Annotated in this window: 18 protein-coding genes; 2 read left to right on the forward strand and 16 right to left on the reverse strand. The window is 64.8% G+C overall.

Annotation, left to right across the window (positions count from 1 at the left end; all coding sequences use genetic code 11):
- Positions 1 to 61: 61 nt before the first annotated feature.
- The 7 genes from BM031_RS06100 to BM031_RS06130 all read right to left on the reverse strand — a co-directional run bounded on the left by BM031_RS06100 (position 62) and on the right by BM031_RS06130 (position 6,082).
- Positions 62 to 988, reverse strand: a complete 927-nt coding sequence (locus BM031_RS06100) for a CysB family HTH-type transcriptional regulator (protein WP_091872496.1) — start codon at positions 986 to 988, stop codon at positions 62 to 64.
- Positions 985 to 2,067 carry a sulfate/molybdate ABC transporter ATP-binding protein gene (locus BM031_RS06105; RefSeq protein ID WP_091872499.1) on the reverse strand — a complete coding sequence of 361 codons (1,083 nt, stop codon included), beginning with the start codon at positions 2,065 to 2,067 and terminating at the stop codon, positions 985 to 987. Before BM031_RS06105 ends, BM031_RS06100 begins: the two co-directional genes overlap by 4 nt.
- Positions 2,064 to 2,984: a sulfate ABC transporter permease subunit CysW gene (gene cysW, locus BM031_RS06110; protein WP_091872501.1), complete on the reverse strand. Its 921-nt coding sequence runs from the start codon at positions 2,982 to 2,984 to the stop codon at positions 2,064 to 2,066. Before cysW ends, BM031_RS06105 begins: the two co-directional genes overlap by 4 nt.
- Positions 2,981 to 3,838, reverse strand: a complete 858-nt coding sequence (gene cysT, locus BM031_RS06115) for a sulfate ABC transporter permease subunit CysT (protein WP_091872504.1) — start codon at positions 3,836 to 3,838, stop codon at positions 2,981 to 2,983. The genes cysW and cysT overlap by 4 nt, the downstream gene beginning before the upstream one ends.
- Before the next feature lie 110 nt (positions 3,839 to 3,948).
- The gene (locus tag BM031_RS06120) at positions 3,949 to 4,722 is read right to left on the reverse strand and encodes a sulfite exporter TauE/SafE family protein (RefSeq protein WP_091872507.1); all 774 of its coding nucleotides are present in this window, start codon (positions 4,720 to 4,722) and stop codon (positions 3,949 to 3,951) included.
- Between the two features lie 183 nt (positions 4,723 to 4,905).
- Positions 4,906 to 5,544 carry a peroxiredoxin gene (locus tag BM031_RS06125; RefSeq protein WP_091872510.1) on the reverse strand — a complete coding sequence of 213 codons (639 nt, stop codon included), beginning with the start codon at positions 5,542 to 5,544 and terminating at the stop codon, positions 4,906 to 4,908.
- A 151-nt stretch (positions 5,545 to 5,695) separates the two neighbouring features.
- A complete protein-coding gene (locus BM031_RS06130; protein WP_091872513.1) occupies positions 5,696 to 6,082 on the reverse strand; it encodes a diacylglycerol kinase in 387 nt (128 codons plus the stop codon).
- A 134-nt stretch (positions 6,083 to 6,216) separates the two neighbouring features.
- Here BM031_RS06130 and BM031_RS06135 point away from each other — a divergent pair, with 134 nt between their 5' ends.
- Complete coding sequence (locus tag BM031_RS06135) at positions 6,217 to 7,014, forward strand: IclR family transcriptional regulator (protein WP_091872516.1); 798 nt, start codon at positions 6,217 to 6,219, stop codon at positions 7,012 to 7,014.
- Here BM031_RS06135 and BM031_RS06140 read toward each other — a convergent pair whose 3' ends face one another.
- The 3 genes from BM031_RS06140 to BM031_RS06150 all read right to left on the reverse strand — a co-directional run bounded on the left by BM031_RS06140 (position 7,015) and on the right by BM031_RS06150 (position 9,994).
- Entirely contained in the window at positions 7,015 to 8,208 is a 1,194-nt protein-coding gene (locus BM031_RS06140; RefSeq protein ID WP_091872518.1) for a serine hydrolase, read from the reverse strand. It abuts the gene before it with no gap.
- Between the two features lie 167 nt (positions 8,209 to 8,375).
- Positions 8,376 to 9,071, reverse strand: coding sequence for a nitroreductase (locus tag BM031_RS06145; RefSeq protein ID WP_091872521.1), 696 nt, complete (start codon positions 9,069 to 9,071; stop codon positions 8,376 to 8,378).
- Positions 9,068 to 9,994, reverse strand: a complete 927-nt coding sequence (locus BM031_RS06150) for a DMT family transporter (protein ID WP_091872524.1) — start codon at positions 9,992 to 9,994, stop codon at positions 9,068 to 9,070. Before BM031_RS06150 ends, BM031_RS06145 begins: the two co-directional genes overlap by 4 nt.
- Before the next feature lie 344 nt (positions 9,995 to 10,338).
- Here BM031_RS06150 and phaP point away from each other — a divergent pair, with 344 nt between their 5' ends.
- Positions 10,339 to 10,920: a phasin family protein gene (phaP, locus tag BM031_RS06155; protein ID WP_091872527.1), complete on the forward strand. Its 582-nt coding sequence runs from the start codon at positions 10,339 to 10,341 to the stop codon at positions 10,918 to 10,920.
- A gap of 276 nt (positions 10,921 to 11,196) precedes the next feature.
- Here phaP and BM031_RS06160 read toward each other — a convergent pair whose 3' ends face one another.
- From BM031_RS06160 to BM031_RS06185, 6 genes are all read right to left on the reverse strand, one after another.
- Positions 11,197 to 11,919, reverse strand: coding sequence for an ABC transporter ATP-binding protein (locus BM031_RS06160; RefSeq protein WP_091872530.1), 723 nt, complete (start codon positions 11,917 to 11,919; stop codon positions 11,197 to 11,199).
- A complete protein-coding gene (locus BM031_RS06165; RefSeq protein ID WP_091872532.1) occupies positions 11,916 to 12,686 on the reverse strand; it encodes an ABC transporter ATP-binding protein in 771 nt (256 codons plus the stop codon). Before BM031_RS06165 ends, BM031_RS06160 begins: the two co-directional genes overlap by 4 nt.
- Complete coding sequence (locus BM031_RS06170; protein ID WP_091872535.1) at positions 12,683 to 13,894, reverse strand: ABC transporter permease subunit; 1,212 nt, start codon at positions 13,892 to 13,894, stop codon at positions 12,683 to 12,685. Before BM031_RS06170 ends, BM031_RS06165 begins: the two co-directional genes overlap by 4 nt.
- Positions 13,895 to 13,913: 19 nt before the next feature.
- A complete protein-coding gene (locus BM031_RS06175) occupies positions 13,914 to 14,843 on the reverse strand; it encodes a branched-chain amino acid ABC transporter permease (RefSeq protein WP_091872537.1) in 930 nt (309 codons plus the stop codon).
- Between the two features lie 211 nt (positions 14,844 to 15,054).
- Positions 15,055 to 15,996, reverse strand: a complete 942-nt coding sequence (gene ispH, locus BM031_RS06180) for a 4-hydroxy-3-methylbut-2-enyl diphosphate reductase (RefSeq protein ID WP_091872540.1) — start codon at positions 15,994 to 15,996, stop codon at positions 15,055 to 15,057.
- Positions 15,997 to 16,016: 20 nt separating this feature from the next.
- Positions 16,017 to 16,469 (reverse strand): FKBP-type peptidyl-prolyl cis-trans isomerase, encoded by a 453-nt coding sequence (locus BM031_RS06185; protein WP_091872542.1) that lies wholly within the window; start codon positions 16,467 to 16,469, stop codon positions 16,017 to 16,019.
- Positions 16,470 to 16,555 lie beyond the last annotated feature (86 nt).

Consider the following 16,555-nt stretch of genomic DNA (forward strand, 5'->3'; position numbering starts at 1 on the left):
AGCACGTCGTCCCGGCGCACGCCGGGACCCAATTTCAGTTGCGCAGCCTTAAGCTTTAACTTCACTCCGCTTGCAGCGCCTTCTCGATGTCCGCCCGGGTATACCCCTGCGCAAAGCGCTCGATGAAGTGGAAGGCATACGCCCGCAAATACGAACCCCTGCGCACCGCCAGCCGCGTCACGTTGGGCGCAAACAGGTGCGACGCCTCGATCGCCCGCATGCCTTTGTCGCGCCCGTGATCGAAGGCCATCGACGCGACGATCCCCACCCCCATCCCCAGCGACACGTACTGCTTGATCACGTCCGAATCCATCGCGGTGAGCACGATGTCCGGCGCCAGCCCCGCTTCGCGGAAGGCGGCGTCGATGTGGCTGCGGCCGGTGAAACCCTGGTCGTAGGTGATCAGCGAATACTCGGCCAGGTCTTCCAGGCGCAGCGGCTGGGGCGAGGAAAAGATCGGATGCCCTTCGGGCGCCACCACCAGGTGGCTCCAGCGGTAGCACGGGAAGGACACCAGGTCCGGGAAGGCCGACAGGCCTTCGGTGGCGATGCCGATATCGGCCTTGCCCGACAGGACCCATTCAGCGATGTGCTCCGGCGCGCTTTGTTGCAGGGCGATGCGCACGCCGGGGAAAGCGTTGCGGAAGGATTGCACCACCTGCGGCAGCGCGTAGCGGGCCTGGGTGTGGGTGACGGCGACCGTGAGCGTGCCGCTGTCCTGGCCGGCGAATTCGGCGCTGGCCTGCTGCAGGTTCTCGGCTTCCACCAGCAGGCGCTCGACGATCTTGAGGATGCCCTTGCCGGGCGGGGTCAGGCCGGTCAGGCGCTTGCCGTTGCGTTCGAAGATCACCACCCCGAGTTCGTCCTCGAGCTCGCGGATCTGGCGCGACACCCCCGGCTGCGAGGTAAACAGCGCATTGGCCACGTCGGTCAGGTTGAAGTCGCGGCGAGCCGCTTCGCGCACGGAGCGCAGCTGCTGGAAATTCATATGCCTTCTCCTGCGTCGACGAAGACCTCGATGCGGCGCGGCTTGACCACCAGGGTGTCGCCCTCCTTGAACCCGTGGCGCGAGAACAGTTCGTTCGGCATTACCGCTTCGATCAGCTGCTGGTTGTCGGCACGTTCCAGGTCGAGCTGGGCCAGCGGGCCGATCGCATGGGCGCGGCGCAGCCGCGCGACGACGCCGCCCTGGTCGCCTTCGCCCGGCGTGTAGCGCGTGACGTCGAGTTCGTGCGGGCGCACATAGCCAATGCCTTCGCCGTTCTGCACGCCCGCGTGTTCCGGCGCCTGGAAGCGCACCCCGCCGCTGGCCAGCACGCCCTCGTGCACGCGGCCGTGGAACAGGTTGACGTTGCCCAGGAAGCCGTAGACGAAGGGCGAGGCCGGCTTGTTGTACACCTCGCTGGGCGTGCCGAGCTGCTCGACCCGGCCCTTGTTCATCAAGACCACCTGGTCGGCCACTTCCAGCGCTTCTTCCTGGTCGTGGGTCACGAAAATCGAGGTCACGTGCAGGTCGTCGTGCAGGCGGCGCAGCCAGCGCCGCAGTTCCTTGCGCACCTTGGCGTCGAGCGCGCCGAAGGGCTCGTCGAGCAGCAGCACGCGCGGCTCCACGGCCAGCGCGCGCGCCAGGGCGATGCGCTGGCGCTGGCCGCCGGAGAGCTGGGGCGGATAGCGGTCGGCGATCCAGTCGAGCTGCACCAGCTCGAGCAGCTGGCGCACCTTGTCGCGGATCTGCTGTTCGGACGGACGGTCATTGCGCGGCTTGACGCGTAAACCAAAAGCGACATTCTCGAACACCGTCATGTGCTTGAACAGCGCGTAGTGCTGGAACACGAAGCCGACCTGGCGCTCGCGCACGTGGCGGTGCGAGGAATCCTGGCCGTCGAGCAGCACGGCGCCCGAATCGGGATGTTCGAGGCCGGCGATGACGCGCAGCAGGGTCGTCTTGCCGCAGCCCGAAGGCCCCAGCAAGGCGGTCAGTTCGCCATCCGGGAACTGGAGCGACACGTCGTCGAGCGCGGTGAACTGGCCGAACTGCTTGCGGATATGTTGGACTTCGATCGTCATGCTGCGTGCTCCATCATTCGTTCGTTGGTACTGGCCTTGCGGGCTTCGTGCAGGCGCCATTCGATAATGCTCTTCACCGCCAGGGTTACCAGCGCGAGCAGCGCCAGCAGCGAGGCCACTGCGAAGGCGGCCGTGAAGTTGTATTCGTTGTAGAGGATCTCGACGTGCAGCGGCATGGTGTTGGTCTCGCCGCGGATATGGCCCGACACCACCGACACCGCGCCGAACTCGCCCATCGCGCGGGCATTGCACAGGATCACGCCGTACAGCAGGCCCCACTTGATGTTCGGGATCGTCACGCGCCAGAAGGTCGACCAGCCGGAGGCGCCCAGCACCAGCGCCGCTTCTTCTTCCTCGGTGCCCTGCTGCTGCATCAGCGGGATCAGTTCGCGTGCAACGAAGGGGAAGGTGATGAAGATGGTGGCCAGCACAATGCCCGGCACCGCGAACAGGATCTTGATGTCGTGTTCCATCAGCCACGCGCCGAACCAGCCCTGGGCGCCGAACAGCAGCACGTAGATCAGGCCCGCGATCACGGGCGAGACCGAGAACGGCAGGTCGATCAGGGTAAGCAGGATGCTTTTACCGCGGAACTCGAACTTGGCGATGCACCAGGCGGCGGCCACGCCGAACACGAGGTTCAGCGGCACCGAGATGCCGGCGGCAATCAGCGTGAGCTTGATGGCCGACAGCGCGTCCGGGTCTGTGATCGATTCGACGTAGGTGTCCCAGCCCTTCTTGAGTGCTTCCGTGAACACGGCGGCCAAGGGAACGAACAGGAACAGCGTCAGGAAGGCCAGTGCGATGCCGATCAGCAGGTAGCGCACCCAGTCCGGTTCGAGCACGTTGTTCTTCGAGCGGCGCACCGGTGCGGCGGCCTTGGGCGCGGCGTTGAGGTTGTCGAGGACGGCGCTCATTTTTTCCCCGCCCGTTTGCGTGTCCAGGCCTGCAGCAGGTTAATCGTCAGCAGCAGGATGAAGGAAATGATCAGCATGACCACCGCGATCGCCGTGGCGCCCGCGTAGTCGTACTGTTCGAGCTTGGTGATGATGAACAGCGGCGTGATCTCGGACACCATTGGCAGGTTGCCGGCGATGAAGATCACCGAGCCGTACTCGCCGGTGGCGCGCGCAAAGGCCAGCGCGAAGCCGGTCAGCAGGGCCGGCGTGACCGTCGGCAGCACCACGCGCCAGAAAGTCTGCAGTGGCGAGGCGCCCAGGCTGGCGGCGGCTTCTTCCAGTTCGCGCTCGGCCTCTTCCAGCACCGGCTGCACCGTGCGCACCACGAAGGGCAGACCGATGAAGGTCAGCGCAATGAGCACGCCGAGCGGGGTGAAGGCCACCTTGATGCCGATCTTGGCGAGCTGCTCGCCGATCAGGCCATTGTGCGAGTACAGCGCCGTGAGCGTGATGCCGGCCACCGCGGTGGGCAAGGCGAACGGCAGGTCGACCAGGGCGTCGATGATGCGCTTGCCGGGGAAGGTATAGCGCACCAGCACCCAGGCCACGATCCCGCCGAAGATCACGTTGATGAAGGCCGCGATCAGGGAGGCGCCAAAGCTGAGGCGGTAGGACGCCATCACGCGGTCCGAGGTCACGGCGCTCCAGAAGGCTTCCCAGGTCATGGTGAAGGTCTTGAGGAAGACGGCCGACAGTGGGATCAGGACGATCAGCGCCAGGTAGAAAATCGTGAAGCCGAGCGAGATGCCGAAACCGGGGATGACCCGGCCGGAAGGTTTGCGCGCTGCTAGCGGAGGCGCGAGCGATGTCATGGATGAGTCCTTATTACAAATTCTTCTAACGGACTGCCATGCTCGCACGCAGTCCTCATATTACAAACGAAACTTTCCTCATTTGCATAGACAGTTCCTGGTATGAGGCCTCAGAACACCAGCTTGGCGGCAACGCCGGTCAGGGTCATCGCCAGCAGCGCGCGCAGGAAGCGTTCCGGCACCTTGCGCGCCATCATGGCGCCCAGCGTAATGCCCGGTACCGAACCAATGAGCAGGGTCAGCAGCAGCATCCAGTTGATCGAGCCCAGCCACCAGTGGCCGATCGCGGCAATCGCGGTCAGCGGCACGGCGTAGGCGATGTCGGTGCCGGCCACTTCCGCCGGCGTCATGCGCGGGTACAGCATGACCAGCAGCGTGGCGCCGATGGCGCCCGCACCGATCGAGGACACAGTGACCAGCACGCCCAGCACCGCGCCGGAGACGATGGTAGCGGCGGCCAGCGCCCTGCCCTGCAGCTGGCGTTCGGGGTGCTTGGTAATCCAGGCCAGCATGCGGGCGCGCAGCAGCAGCGCCACCACGGTCAGCATCACGGAACCGGCGATCGAATAGCGGATGACCTGGCCGATGTGCTGGTCAAGGTTGCCGAAGTAGCCCAAGGCCAGGGTCGACAGCAGCGCGGCCGGCAAGGCGCCCAGGCACAGGCGGCGCACGACCGGCCATTGGACGGTGCGGTTGAAGCGGTGGGTGATGGTGCCGACGCCCTTGGTGATCGCGGCGAAGGCCAGGTCGGTGCCGACGGCCACCGAGGGCGACACGCCGAACATCAGGGTCAGCAGGGGCGTCATGAGCGAACCGCCGCCCACGCCGGTCATGCCGACCAGCAGCCCTACTGCGAAACCTGCAACCACGTATGTCGTCGACATGCCTTTACCCCTATTTAAGGCTCAGGGTAAGGGGACTCAGCGGTTTAGCAAACAACAGGTTTCTTATTTGCTTATGCAGCGGCGATGCGTAGGGTGGTCGGCTCGGCCGACCACGCGTTCAGTCAACGCACGCACAGTGCGAACGCGCGGTCGGGAGGACCCGACCACCCTACAAAGCGCGACTTATTTATTCGGTTGCGGCGTCAGGCGCAGGTAAGGCCGTGGCGAGGTGAAGCCCTTCGGATATTTTTGCTCGATGACGGCCGGATCCTGCACCGTCAGCGGGATGATCACGTCGTCGCCATCCTTCCAGTTGCCCGGCGTGGCTACGGTGTAGCCGTCGGTCAGTTGCAGGGCGTCGATCACGCGCAGCACTTCGTCGAAGTTGCGGCCAGTGCTCATCGGGTAGGTGATGGTCAGGCGCACTTTCTTGGCCGGATCGATCACGAACAGTGAACGTACGGTGGCCGTCAGCGAGGCTTCCGGGTGGATCATGTCGTACAGCGTGGACACCGAGCGGTCGGCGTCGGCGATGATCGGGAAGCCGACCACGGTCTGCTGGGTTTCCTCGATATCGCGGATCCAGTCGCGGTGCTTGTCGGCCGGGTCGACCGACAGCGCGATCGCCTTCACGTTGCGCTTCTCGAATTCGGGCTGCAGCTTGGCGGTCAGGCCCAGTTCGGTCGTGCAGACCGGGGTGAAGTCGGCCGGATGCGAGAACAGGACCACCCAGGAATCGCCCGCCCATTCGTGGAAGCGGATCTTGCCGATGCTGGAGTCCTGCTCGAAGTCGGGGGCGGTATCGCCAAGGCGTAAGGTCATTATCAACTCTCCATGTAATTGAACTGCGGGGCTAGCAATAGCGGCTAAGCAATGCAACGAGTCTACGGGCAGGCAGCGCCGATGCAAACGACAAGTTTCTTATTTGCTTGTGCAGCGCCGGCGCGCAAGGATATGCGGCCGGCAGACGGGCCTACAGATAGCGGTTGTACAACACAACCGCCCAGGTCGCAAGCGCCAAAAGCAGGGTCAGCGCCACGGCCGCGCTGCCCATGTCCTTGGCCACCTTCGACAGCGGATGGCGCTCGAGCGAGATGCGGTCGACGATGGCCTCGATGGCCGAGTTGATGATCTCCACCACCAGCACCAGGATCATGACGCCGACCAGCACCAGTTTCTGGAAACCGGAGACCGGCAGCAGCAGGGCCACCACGGCGGCGATGGCGATCACCACGACCTCTTGCCGGAACGCCGCTTCGCTGCGCCAGGCCCAGGCCAGGCCGTCGGCGGTATTGCGGCAGGCCGCGAGGAGGCGGGCGATACCGCGCTTGGTCTTGAACTCGCTGATCGGGTGTTCCATGGAGGTGGTCAAAGTAAATGCAGGATTGTCATTATGCCCGGCCTGCAACAGCTTGCACACCGCGGCCCATCGGTTTGCATCTGCGTTTCACATCATGGTATAAAGAAGGAATACTGCACTGCACCAAGCACATCATGAAAATGGAAAACCCAGAACCGGCCGCCCTGCCTGCCAAGACCTCGATCCAGGTCATCGAACGGATGGTGGCTCTGCTCGACGCGCTGGCCACGTATTCCGATCCGGTGAGCCTGAAGGAGCTGTCCAGGGTCTCGGGCCTGCACCCGTCGACCGCGCACCGCATCCTCAACGACATGGTCGTCACGCGCTTTGTCGACCGGGTCGAGCCGGGCACCTACCGGCTCGGCATGCGCCTGCTGGAACTGGGCAATGTGGTGAAAAGCCGCCTCTCGGTGCGCGAAGCGGCGCTCGACTTCATGCGCGCCCTGCACAAGAAAACCCAGCAGACCGTGAACCTGTCGGTGCGCCAGGGCGACGAGATCGTCTACATCGACCGCGCCTATTCCGAACGTTCCGGCATGCAGGTGGTGCGCGCGATCGGCGGCCGGGCGCCGCTGCACCTGACCTCCACCGGCAAGCTGTTCCTGTCGATCGACGACGCCAAGACCATCCGCGCCTACGCCACGCGCACCGGCCTGGCGGGCCACAACAAGAATTCGATCACCGACCTGGCGCGCTTCGAGCGCGAACTGAGCTTGGTGCGCGCGCGCGGCTATGCGCGCGACAACGAAGAGCTGGAACTGGGCGTGCGCTGCATGGCTGCCGGCATCTTCGACGACAGCGGCAAGCTGGTCGCCGGCCTGTCGATCTCGGCCCCGGCCGACCGCCTGCAGGAAGAATGGCTGGAAGACCTGGTGCAGACGGCCACCAGCATCTCGGCGACGCTCGGCTACCGCTCCGTCCCGGCCATCTGATTACCGCAGGCCGGGCGCCGCGGCGCTCATGACCGGCGTGATGCCGGTATTGCCCAGGGTACCGGGCGCCAGTACTTCCACCGGCGCCAGCGCCTCGAGGAAGCGGCGCACCCGGCCGGCGTCGGCAGTGCGCGACATCTTGCCCTTCGAATCCAGGAACACCATGATCACGTTACGTCCGTGGATTGCCGCCTGCATGACGAGGCAGCGGCCCGCTTCGTTGATGAAGCCGGTTTTCTGCAGGCCGATATTCCAGTCGGGCAGCGCCACCAGGTAATTGGTATTGGCGTAGCGCATCGGGCGGCCGCTGGCTTTCACGATGGAATTGGGCGTCGTGGAAAATTCGCGCAGCAGCGGCTCCTGGTGGGCGGTGGACACCAGCCGCGCCAGGTCGCGCGCGCTCGATACATTGCGGCTCGACAGGCCGCTGGCGTCGACGTAATGCGTGTCCTTCATGCCCAGTTCGCGCGCCTTGGCGTTCATGGCGGCCACGAAAGCGTCGATGCCGCCAGGATAGTTACGGCCGAGCGCCGAGGCGGCGCGGTTTTCGGAACTCATCAGGGCGATGTGCAGCAGTTCACGCCGCGTCATGCGCGATCCGACCGGCAGGCGCGAGCTGGAATATTTCTGGCGGTCGACGTCGGCGTCGCTGATGCGCAGGGTTTCGTCGAGGTCGAGCTTGGCTTGCACCACCACCAGCCCGGTCATGAGCTTGGTGATCGAGGCGATCGGCAGGGCGATATTGGCGTTTTTCTCGAACAGCACTTCCGAGCTGGCCTGGTCGAGCACGAGGGCGACGCTGGAGCGCAGCGACAGCGGGTCACTGGTGCCGCGCAGGCCGGCGGCGTCGCCGGCGGTGCGGGGATCGTAGGCCACGGCGCCCGCGGCGACCGCGGCGGCGCCGGCACGGCGCACGACGTGGTAAGTGACTTTGCGCTTGCCGCGCACCATTTCCACGCGGCGCACCATGCGCTGGCGGTTGTCGTTGGCGATGGCCTGCGCCAGGTCCTGGCGCTTGCCGCGCACCGCCTTGCGCGGTACGGCCTTGCGCTTCGCGGCGCGGGCCTTCTGTTTCTTCTTGACGACCTGGCCCTTGTTGGCCGTGGCGCCGGCGCCGGCCCCCGCGCCCGCAGCGTGGACTGGCTGGAACGCGAACAGCAGCGAAACGAGCGCAGCCAATGCAAGTTTAAACATCTGACACCCTTCGACGCAAACTGATGAGGTACGAGATGCAGTTTAGCCGAACAACACCCCTGCGCAAGCGAAATATAAATTCCGTGCAGCAACACCACGAAATATAATCCGGTGTTGCGACAAATGTATTTACGCTTGTGTCTGTTGATGGTGAATTAGCGTCCCATTTATTCGACGAAGCGGGCGAAGCTGTGCGGCGCCTCGCGTTCCGTCACGAGCGAATTCTCGATGCGTTCCGGATCGGCCCAGCCGAGCGCCATCCCGCACACCACCATTTCATTGTCCGGCAACGCGAGCTGCTGCGCAATCACCCGATGATATTGTGTGAACGCGGCCTGCGGGCAGGTGTCGAGGCCGCGTCCGCGCGCGGCGACCATGATGTTCTGCAAGAACATGCCATAGTCGAGCCAGGAGCCCTGCTCCATGACGCGGTCGATGGTAAAGATCAGGCCAACCGGCGCATCGAAGAACTGGTAATTGCGCGCGTGCTGGGCCGCCATCCCGGCCTTGTTGTCGCGCGTGAGGCCCAGCAGCGCGTACAGGTCCCAGCCCACCTTGCGGCGCCGGTCCACGAAGGGCGACACCCATTCGCGCGGATAGTAGGCGTATTCCTCGGTGTGGGCCTGCGCCTGTTGCGGGTCGGCGTTCACGGCCAGGATCGCCGCGCTCAGCGCCGTGCGTGCCTGGCCCGTCAGCACGTAGACCTTCCACGGCTGGGTGTTGGTGCCGGAAGGCGCGCGCGCCGCCACTTCGAGGATGCGCTCGATATCGGCGCGCTCCACCGGGGTGTCCAGGAAAGCGCGGATCGAGCGGCGCGAGGTGATGGCCGCGTCGACGGCTTCCTGCTGGGGGCTGGTAATCATGGGGTCTCCTTGTTATGGGCTTGCTTGACGACGAATGCGACACCGGTCACGGCCACCGCCATGCCGGCCAGTGCGAGGGGGCTGAAGGCCTCGCCGAACAGCAGCCAGGCCATGACGGCGGTGGTGGGCGGCGTCAGGTACAGCAGGCTGGTCACTTCGGTGGCGCGGCTGCGCCGGATCAGGGTAAACAGTAAAAAGATGGCGCCGATCGACAGCGCGAAGATCGACCACAGCCAGGCCAGGATGAAATCCAGGCTCCAGCTCACCTGCGAAAGCCGCGGGTCCAGTCCTTCCAGCCAGATCGCCAGCGGCACCAGGGCGGCGACCGTGGCGGCGAACTGGATGACGGTGCCGGTGCGCAGGTCGAAGCCCGGGCACCAGCGCTTCTGGTACATGGTGCCGGCCGTGATGCACAGCAGCGCGAACAGGCACAGGCCGATGCCGGCCGCGCTCAAGCCGCCCAGGTGCAGCTTGGCGTGGACCACCAGCGCCACCCCGCACAGCCCGAGCAGGAAGCCGAGCCACTGGCGCGGCCGCACCCGTTCTCCGATCAGGGGGGCCAGCGCCGCCGTCAGGATCGGCTGCATGCCGACGATCAGCGCCGTGAGGCCCGCCGGCATGCCCAGCTTGATGGCGGCCCACACGCCGCCCAGGTAACCGGCCTGCAGCAATAGCCCGGCCACGGCGACATGCAGGAGTTGCCCCCGCGGCCAGGGCGCGCGCCAGAGGAAGACGATCGGCAGCAGCACCGCCAGCACGCCCAGGCAGCGCAGGATCAGGAAGGTCAAGGGCGGCGCATAGGGCAGCCCCAGCTTGGCGACGATGAAGCCGGTACTCCAGAGCAAGACAAACAGCAGCGGCACTGGCGAGAGCCAGGAATCGCGGGTGACGGAGGGGGCGCTGGATCGGGTGCCGGGCGACATGGGCGGGTGCTGCATGGCAGCGTAGCTGGAATGGATGAGCGTGACGGTAAGGTCTAGTCTAGCACGCAGCGGCGGGGGAACTTGCCACCCGGCCAACTTCGCTTTTCTTGCGATAACTCAAACGAACTAGCTTGAAATTTCTTGCAAACAATGCATTCCAGAAATTTATGCACAGTTCATGGTGCAGCGCGTCAAAATAGCTTGACTCGGTTTCCAACATGGTTGAAAATTCGCTCTGTTGCGGTGCACAAAAAAGAGTTTCGTCGAAACTTAACGAATAAAACTAGCCTCACCGGTCCAAGCAACATCTTATCCACTGAACTTTTTGAAATCTGGAGATCCATATGTTTGCAATCCCTGAGCAGTTCTCGAATGCCACCAAAGCCAACCTCGAATCGCAGTTCGCACTGTTTTCGTCGCTGACCGCCAAGACCTTCGAAAGCGTCGAGAAGCTGGTCGAACTGAATATCAGCACCGCCCGCGCTTCGCTGGAAGAATCGTCGAACGTCACCCGCAAGCTGCTGAGCGCAAAAGACCCACAGGAATTCTTCTCGGTCGCCGCTTCGCAAGCCCAGCCGTCGGCAGAGAAAGCCACCTCGTACAGCCGCCAGCTGGCATCGATCGCCAGCGGCGCCGGCGCCGAATTCTCGAAAGTCGCCGAAGGCCAGATCGTCGAAACCAACCGCAAAGTCATCGCGCTGGTCGACGAAGTGAGCAAGAACGCCCCAGCCGGTTCGGAGACCTTCGTCGCCGCCGTCAAGACCGCGATCAGCAACGCCAACGCAGGCTACGAGCAGTTCAGCAAGACCAGCAAGCAAGCTGCAGAAACCATCGAAACCAACGTCACCGCCGCGGTGAACCAATTTTCGGCGACTGCTCGCAAGGCTACCGCTGCCGCCACCGGCACCGCGACCGCCGCCGCCTAAGCTGCGACTCGTGAAGTAAGTGAAAGGCCGGGACGATGTCCCGGCCTTTTGTTTTTGGGGGGGGCCTGCCCGGCTGCTCAATCGCTTTAATTGTCAACCGTTGAACCGTCGTACGCGCCACTGGCGCCTACGACTTCCAGCGCAGGCCGGAACCCAAGTTCGTAGCGTACCTTCAGCGTCAACCTCTCATGGCCTGCACGCAAAATTGGGTTCCGGCCTTCGCCGGAACGACGTGCGAAGGGCGCGGGCCTACCTGACCGTGCGCAGTTCGCGCGGCTACTCCCCCAAATACGCCGCCTGCACCCGGGAATCATTGAGCATATCCGCCGCATTCCCCGTCATCGTCAGCGCCCCCGATTCCATCACATACCCCCGGTGCGCCGCCTGCAGCGCGAGCTTGGCGTTCTGCTCCACCAGCAGCACCGTGATGCCCTGCGCCGACACGTCGCGGATCACCTCGAAGATCTTCTCGACCATGATCGGCGACAGCCCCATCGACGGTTCGTCCAGCAGCAGCAGGGTCGGGTGGCACATCAGCGCGCGCGCCATGGCCAGCATCTGCTGCTCGCCGCCCGACAGCGTGCCGGCCAGCTGGCCGGAGCGTTCCTTCAGGCGCGGGAACACCGCATACCATTTATCGATGTCCGCCGCGATGCCGGCCGGGTCGTTGCGCGTATACGCGCCCATCAGCAGGTTTTCGTGGATCGTCATGCGGGTGAACACGCCCCGCCCTTCCGGCACCATGGCCAGCTTCTTCTGCACCATGCGGAAGGACTGGGTGCCGCGCAGGGGCTGGCCCAGGTAGCTGATCTCGCCTTCGACCTTGCACGGCGGGAGGGTGCCGGTGATGGCCTTGAGCGTGGTGGTCTTGCCGGCGCCGTTGGCGCCGATCAGGGTCACCAGCTCGCCCTTGTTCACTTCCAGGTCGAGGCCCTTGACCGCCTTGATGCCGCCGTAGGCGACTTTCAGGCCGGAGATTTTCAGGATCGTTTCCGTCATTGGTGCGCGCCTCCCAGGTAGGCCTTGATCACGGCCTCGTTCTTCTGGATCTCGGCCGGGAGTCCCTCCGCGATCTGCTTGCCGTACTCCAGCACCGTGATGCGGTCGCACAGGCCCATCATCAGCTTGACGTCGTGTTCGATCAGCAGCACGGTCTTGCCTTCATTTTTAATCTTCACCAGCAGCTCGCGCAGGCCCAGCTTCTCGGTGGCGTTCATGCCGGCCGCCGGCTCGTCCAGCGCCAGCAGCTGCGGGTCGGTCGCGAGCGCGCGCGCGATCTCGAGGCGGCGCTGGTCGCCGTAGGACAGGTACTTGGCGGTGCGGCCGGCAAACTGGCCGATGCCGACGAAGTCCAGCAGTTCCTGCGCCCGCGCGCGGATCTCCTCCTCTTCCCGGCGCGCCGCGCCGTGGCGGAAGATCGCGCCGAACACGCCCTGGCGGGTGCGCACGTGGCGGCCCACCATCACGTTTTCCAGCGCGCTCATCTCGCCGAACAGGCGGATGTTCTGGAAGGTGCGCGCGATGCCCGCTTTCGCCACCTCGTGCGGGGCCGATGGCGAATACGGCTTGCCGGCCAGCTCGAACGTACCGCTGTCCGGCTGGTACAGGCCGGTGATCACGTTGAAGAAGGTGGTCTTGCCGGCGCCGTTGGGGCCGATCAGGCCATAGATCTGGCCCTTCTCGATGCGGATCCCGACGTCGGTCAGCGCCTGCAGGCCGCCGAAGCGCTTGTTGACGCCCGCGATATTCAGGAGGTAGCCGCTCATGCCTTCACCCCGTCCTCTTCGTCGCGCGCCAGCGCGGCGTTGGGGCGTTCTTCCCGGTTCGGCGACGGCCACAGGCCAGCCGGATTGACCAGCATGATCAGCACCAGCGCCAGGCCATACAGCAGCTGGCGCAGCACCTCGGCTTCGATGACCACGGTGCCGAACATCGCCATTTGCGCCGGTTCGACCACGTGGCGCAGCACTTCGGGCAGCGCCGCCAGCAGCACGCCGCCCAGCACCACGCCGGGGATGTGGCCGATCCCGCCCAGCACCACCATGGCCAGCACGGCGATCGATTCGGTCAGCGAGAACGATTCCGGCGACACGAAGCCCTGGAAGGCGCCGAACATGGCGCCGGCCACGCCGCCGAACGAGGCGCCCATGGCGAAGGCCAGCAGCTTGACGTTGCGGGTATTGATGCCCATGGCCTTGGCCGCGATCTCGTCTTCGCGGATCGCCACCCAGGCCCGGCCCAGGCGCGAGTGCTGCAGGCGCGAGGTGATGAAGATGGTGGCGATGGCTAGGCCCAGGAACAGGAAATAATAGGCGTTCACCGAGGGCATCGAGAAGCTGCCGATGTGCACCGTGGCCTGGGAGCCCGCCTCGCCTGCCAGCGACACCCCGAACACGCGGATCGGGTCGATCATGTTGATCCCCTGCGGCCCGTTGGTGAAGTTGATCGGGTCGTTCAGGTTGTTCATGAAGATGCGGATGATCTCCCCGAATCCCAGCGTGACGATGGCCAGGTAGTCGCCGCGCAGCTTGAGGGTCGGTGCACCGAGGATGGCGCCGCACAGGCCCGCGACGATGCCGGCCAGCGGCACGATCGCCCACACCGACAGGTGGATGCCGTTCTGCTGGATCTCGGGGCCGAAGAAGCTTACCAGGGCTTCGCCCAGCGCCGGCGAATAATAAATGACCGATTCGAGCAGGGCCGCGAACTGAGGGGACGAAAACAGCCCGACCATGTAGGCGCCCACCGCGAAGAAGGCGATGTAGCCCAGGTCGAGCAGGCCGGCGAAGCCGACCACGATGTTCAGGCCCAGCGCCAGCATGATGTAGAGCAGCGCGATGTCGATGATGCGCACCCAGGAATTACCGAATTGGGCTGCGAAGAAGGGGAAGACCAGCATCAGCGCCAGCACCGCCGCCATCGAGGCGTAGGCCTGGCGCGGCTTGTGGTGGACGTCGAAAGTCAGGAGTGCCATGGTGTGGGTCCTTGTGGTATCAGGCGCGGTCCGCCACGCGCTCGCCCATGATGCCGGACGGGCGCAGGGTCAGCACGAGGATCAGCACGACGAAGGCGAAGATATCCTGGTAGTGGCTGCCCAGGAAGCCGCCGGTGACGTCGCCGATGTAGCCGGCGCCGAGCGCCTCGATGATGCCCAGCAGGATGCCGCCGATCATGGCGCCGTAGATGTTGCCGATCCCGCCAAGCACTGCGGCGCAGAAGGCCTTCAGGCCCGGCAGCACGCCCATGGTGAAGGTGATCGACGCATAGTTGGCGCCCCACATCACGCCGGCCACCGCCGCCAGTGCGGCGCCGATGGCGAAGGTGGCGACGATGACGCGGTTCGCGTCCACGCCCATCAGGCCGGCCACGCGCGGGTTCTCGGCCACGGCGCGCATCGCGCGGCCCATCCTGGTGCGCTCGACCAGCAGCACCAGGGCGACCATCGCCAGCGCCGCCAGCACCAGCAGCAGCACCTGGGTATGCGAGATCAGCGCGCCGCCGATGTTGATCGGTTCGGGCGAGAGCAGCTGCGGGAAAGGCAGCGGACTGCGGCCCCAGATCATCATGGCGAAGGTCTGCAGCAGGATCGACACGCCGATCGCCGTGATCAGCGGCGCCAGGCGCGGCGCATTGCGGAGGCGCCGGTAGGCGATGCGTTCGATCAGGATGTTGAGCAGCATGGCCACGGGGATGGCGCCGACGATGGCGATGGCCAGCTGCACGTAGCCGGGCAGGCCAGGGACGTAGGCTTCAAGCAGTTTCAGGATGGTCAGGCCGATCATGGCCCCGATCATCAGGACGTCGCCGTGGGCGAAATTGATCAGGTTGAGCACCCCGTACACCATCGTGTAGCCGAGGGCGACCAGGGCGTACATGCTGCCCAGTACCAGTCCGTTGAGGATCTGCTGGATGAAAGTTTCCATCGTTCTGCTGCCTTATTCTAAGAACTGAGCAAAATATCAAAGCAAGAACTGAGCCGAACCAACAAAAACGGCACTCCGGGAAAACCCGCAGTGCCGCTCCTGGTCGATGACAGCGTTTCAGAGCGTCGTCATCATAAATGGCATTTAGAAAACTTACACTGGAAAACGCGCAGCTTCAAAAAATTTGTTTCGCGTACGTACAGCGCGGCGCTCAGGCCGCGCGTGTCCCGTCCAGGCCCTTCGGCAGCGGGAACACGACGTGCTCTTCCACGCCCTCGAGCGCGCGCACGCTGGCCGCGCCCAGTTCCTTCAGGCGGTCGATCACGGCCTGCACCAATACTTCAGGCGCCGAGGCGCCGGCGGTCACGCCGATGCGTTTCTTGCCGGCGATCCATGCGGGATCGATGGCGGCGGCATTGTCGACCATATACGCTGGCGTGCCCATCTTGTCGGCCACCTCGCGCAGGCGGTTCGAGTTCGAGCTGTTCGGGCTGCCGACCACCACCACCACTTCGACCTGCGGCGCCATGAACTTGACGGCCTCCTGGCGGTTGGTGGTGGCGTAGCAGATGTCGCCCTTCTTCGGCTCGATGATGTTCGGGAAGCGGGCCTTGAGCGCGGCAATGATCTCGGCGGTGTCGTCCACCGACAGCGTGGTCTGCGACACATAGGCCAGCAGCTCGGGGTTATTGACCTGCAGGGTGGCGACGTCGGCCACGGTTTCGACCAGGTGCATGCCCTCTTCGGCCTGTCCCATCGTGCCTTCGACTTCCGGATGGCCGTCGTGGCCGATCATGACGATCTCGCAGCCCTGCTTGCGCATCTTGGCCACTTCCACGTGGACCTTGGTCACCAGCGGGCAGGTGGCGTCGAAAATGGTCAGGCCGCGCGCTTCGGCTTCCTGGCGCACGGCTTTCGAGACGCCGTGGGCCGAGAACACCAGCGTGTTGCCGGCCGGGACGTCGTCCAGTTCCTCGATGAAGATCGCGCCCTTGTTGCGCAGGTCTTCGACCACGTAGGCGTTGTGCACGATTTCGTGGCGCACATAGATCGGCGCACCGAACTGGGTCAGGGCGCGCTCGACGATCTCGATGGCGCGGTCGACGCCGGCGCAGAAGCCGCGTGGCTGGGCAAGCAGAATTTCATTTTGCATGAGGTTTCCTGGGGGTCGGGTTACAGCACCGAGATCAGTTTCACTTCGAACAGCAAGTCCTGGCCGGCCAGCGGGTGGTTGAAGTCGAACAGGGCCGAACTCTCGCGCAGCTCGAGCAGCACGCCGGCGAAGCGGCCGCCCTTGGGCGCGTTGAATTCGATCAGCTCGCCCACCTTGTAGTCGGCGTCCGGCACTGAATTTTCCGCCAGCGTGGCTTTCGACACCGACTGCACCAGCTCCGGGTTGCGCGCGCCAAAGGCTTCCGCGGCACTGAGGCGGAAGGTATCGTGCGCGCCCTCCGGCAGGCCGAGCAGGCGCTGCTCGAGGAAGGGCGCCAGCTGGCCCTGGCCGAGCAGCAAGGTGGCCGGCGTACCGGCGAAGGTAGTGATCAGATCAGTACCGTCGGCGGTAGCCAGCCGATAATGCAGGGTCAGGTAGGACGATTCGTTGACGACAGGGGCAGCGTTGGACATGTTCGTTGTGGTGACAGGCAGGCCTGTTGCAGGCAAACCGCTATTTTACAGCTACTAGGCCGCGGCCGCGGCCTGCGCCGCCGCCC

This window comes from Massilia yuzhufengensis, from assembly GCF_900112225.1.
GTDB classification, from domain to species: domain Bacteria; phylum Pseudomonadota; class Gammaproteobacteria; order Burkholderiales; family Burkholderiaceae_D; genus Telluria; species Telluria yuzhufengensis.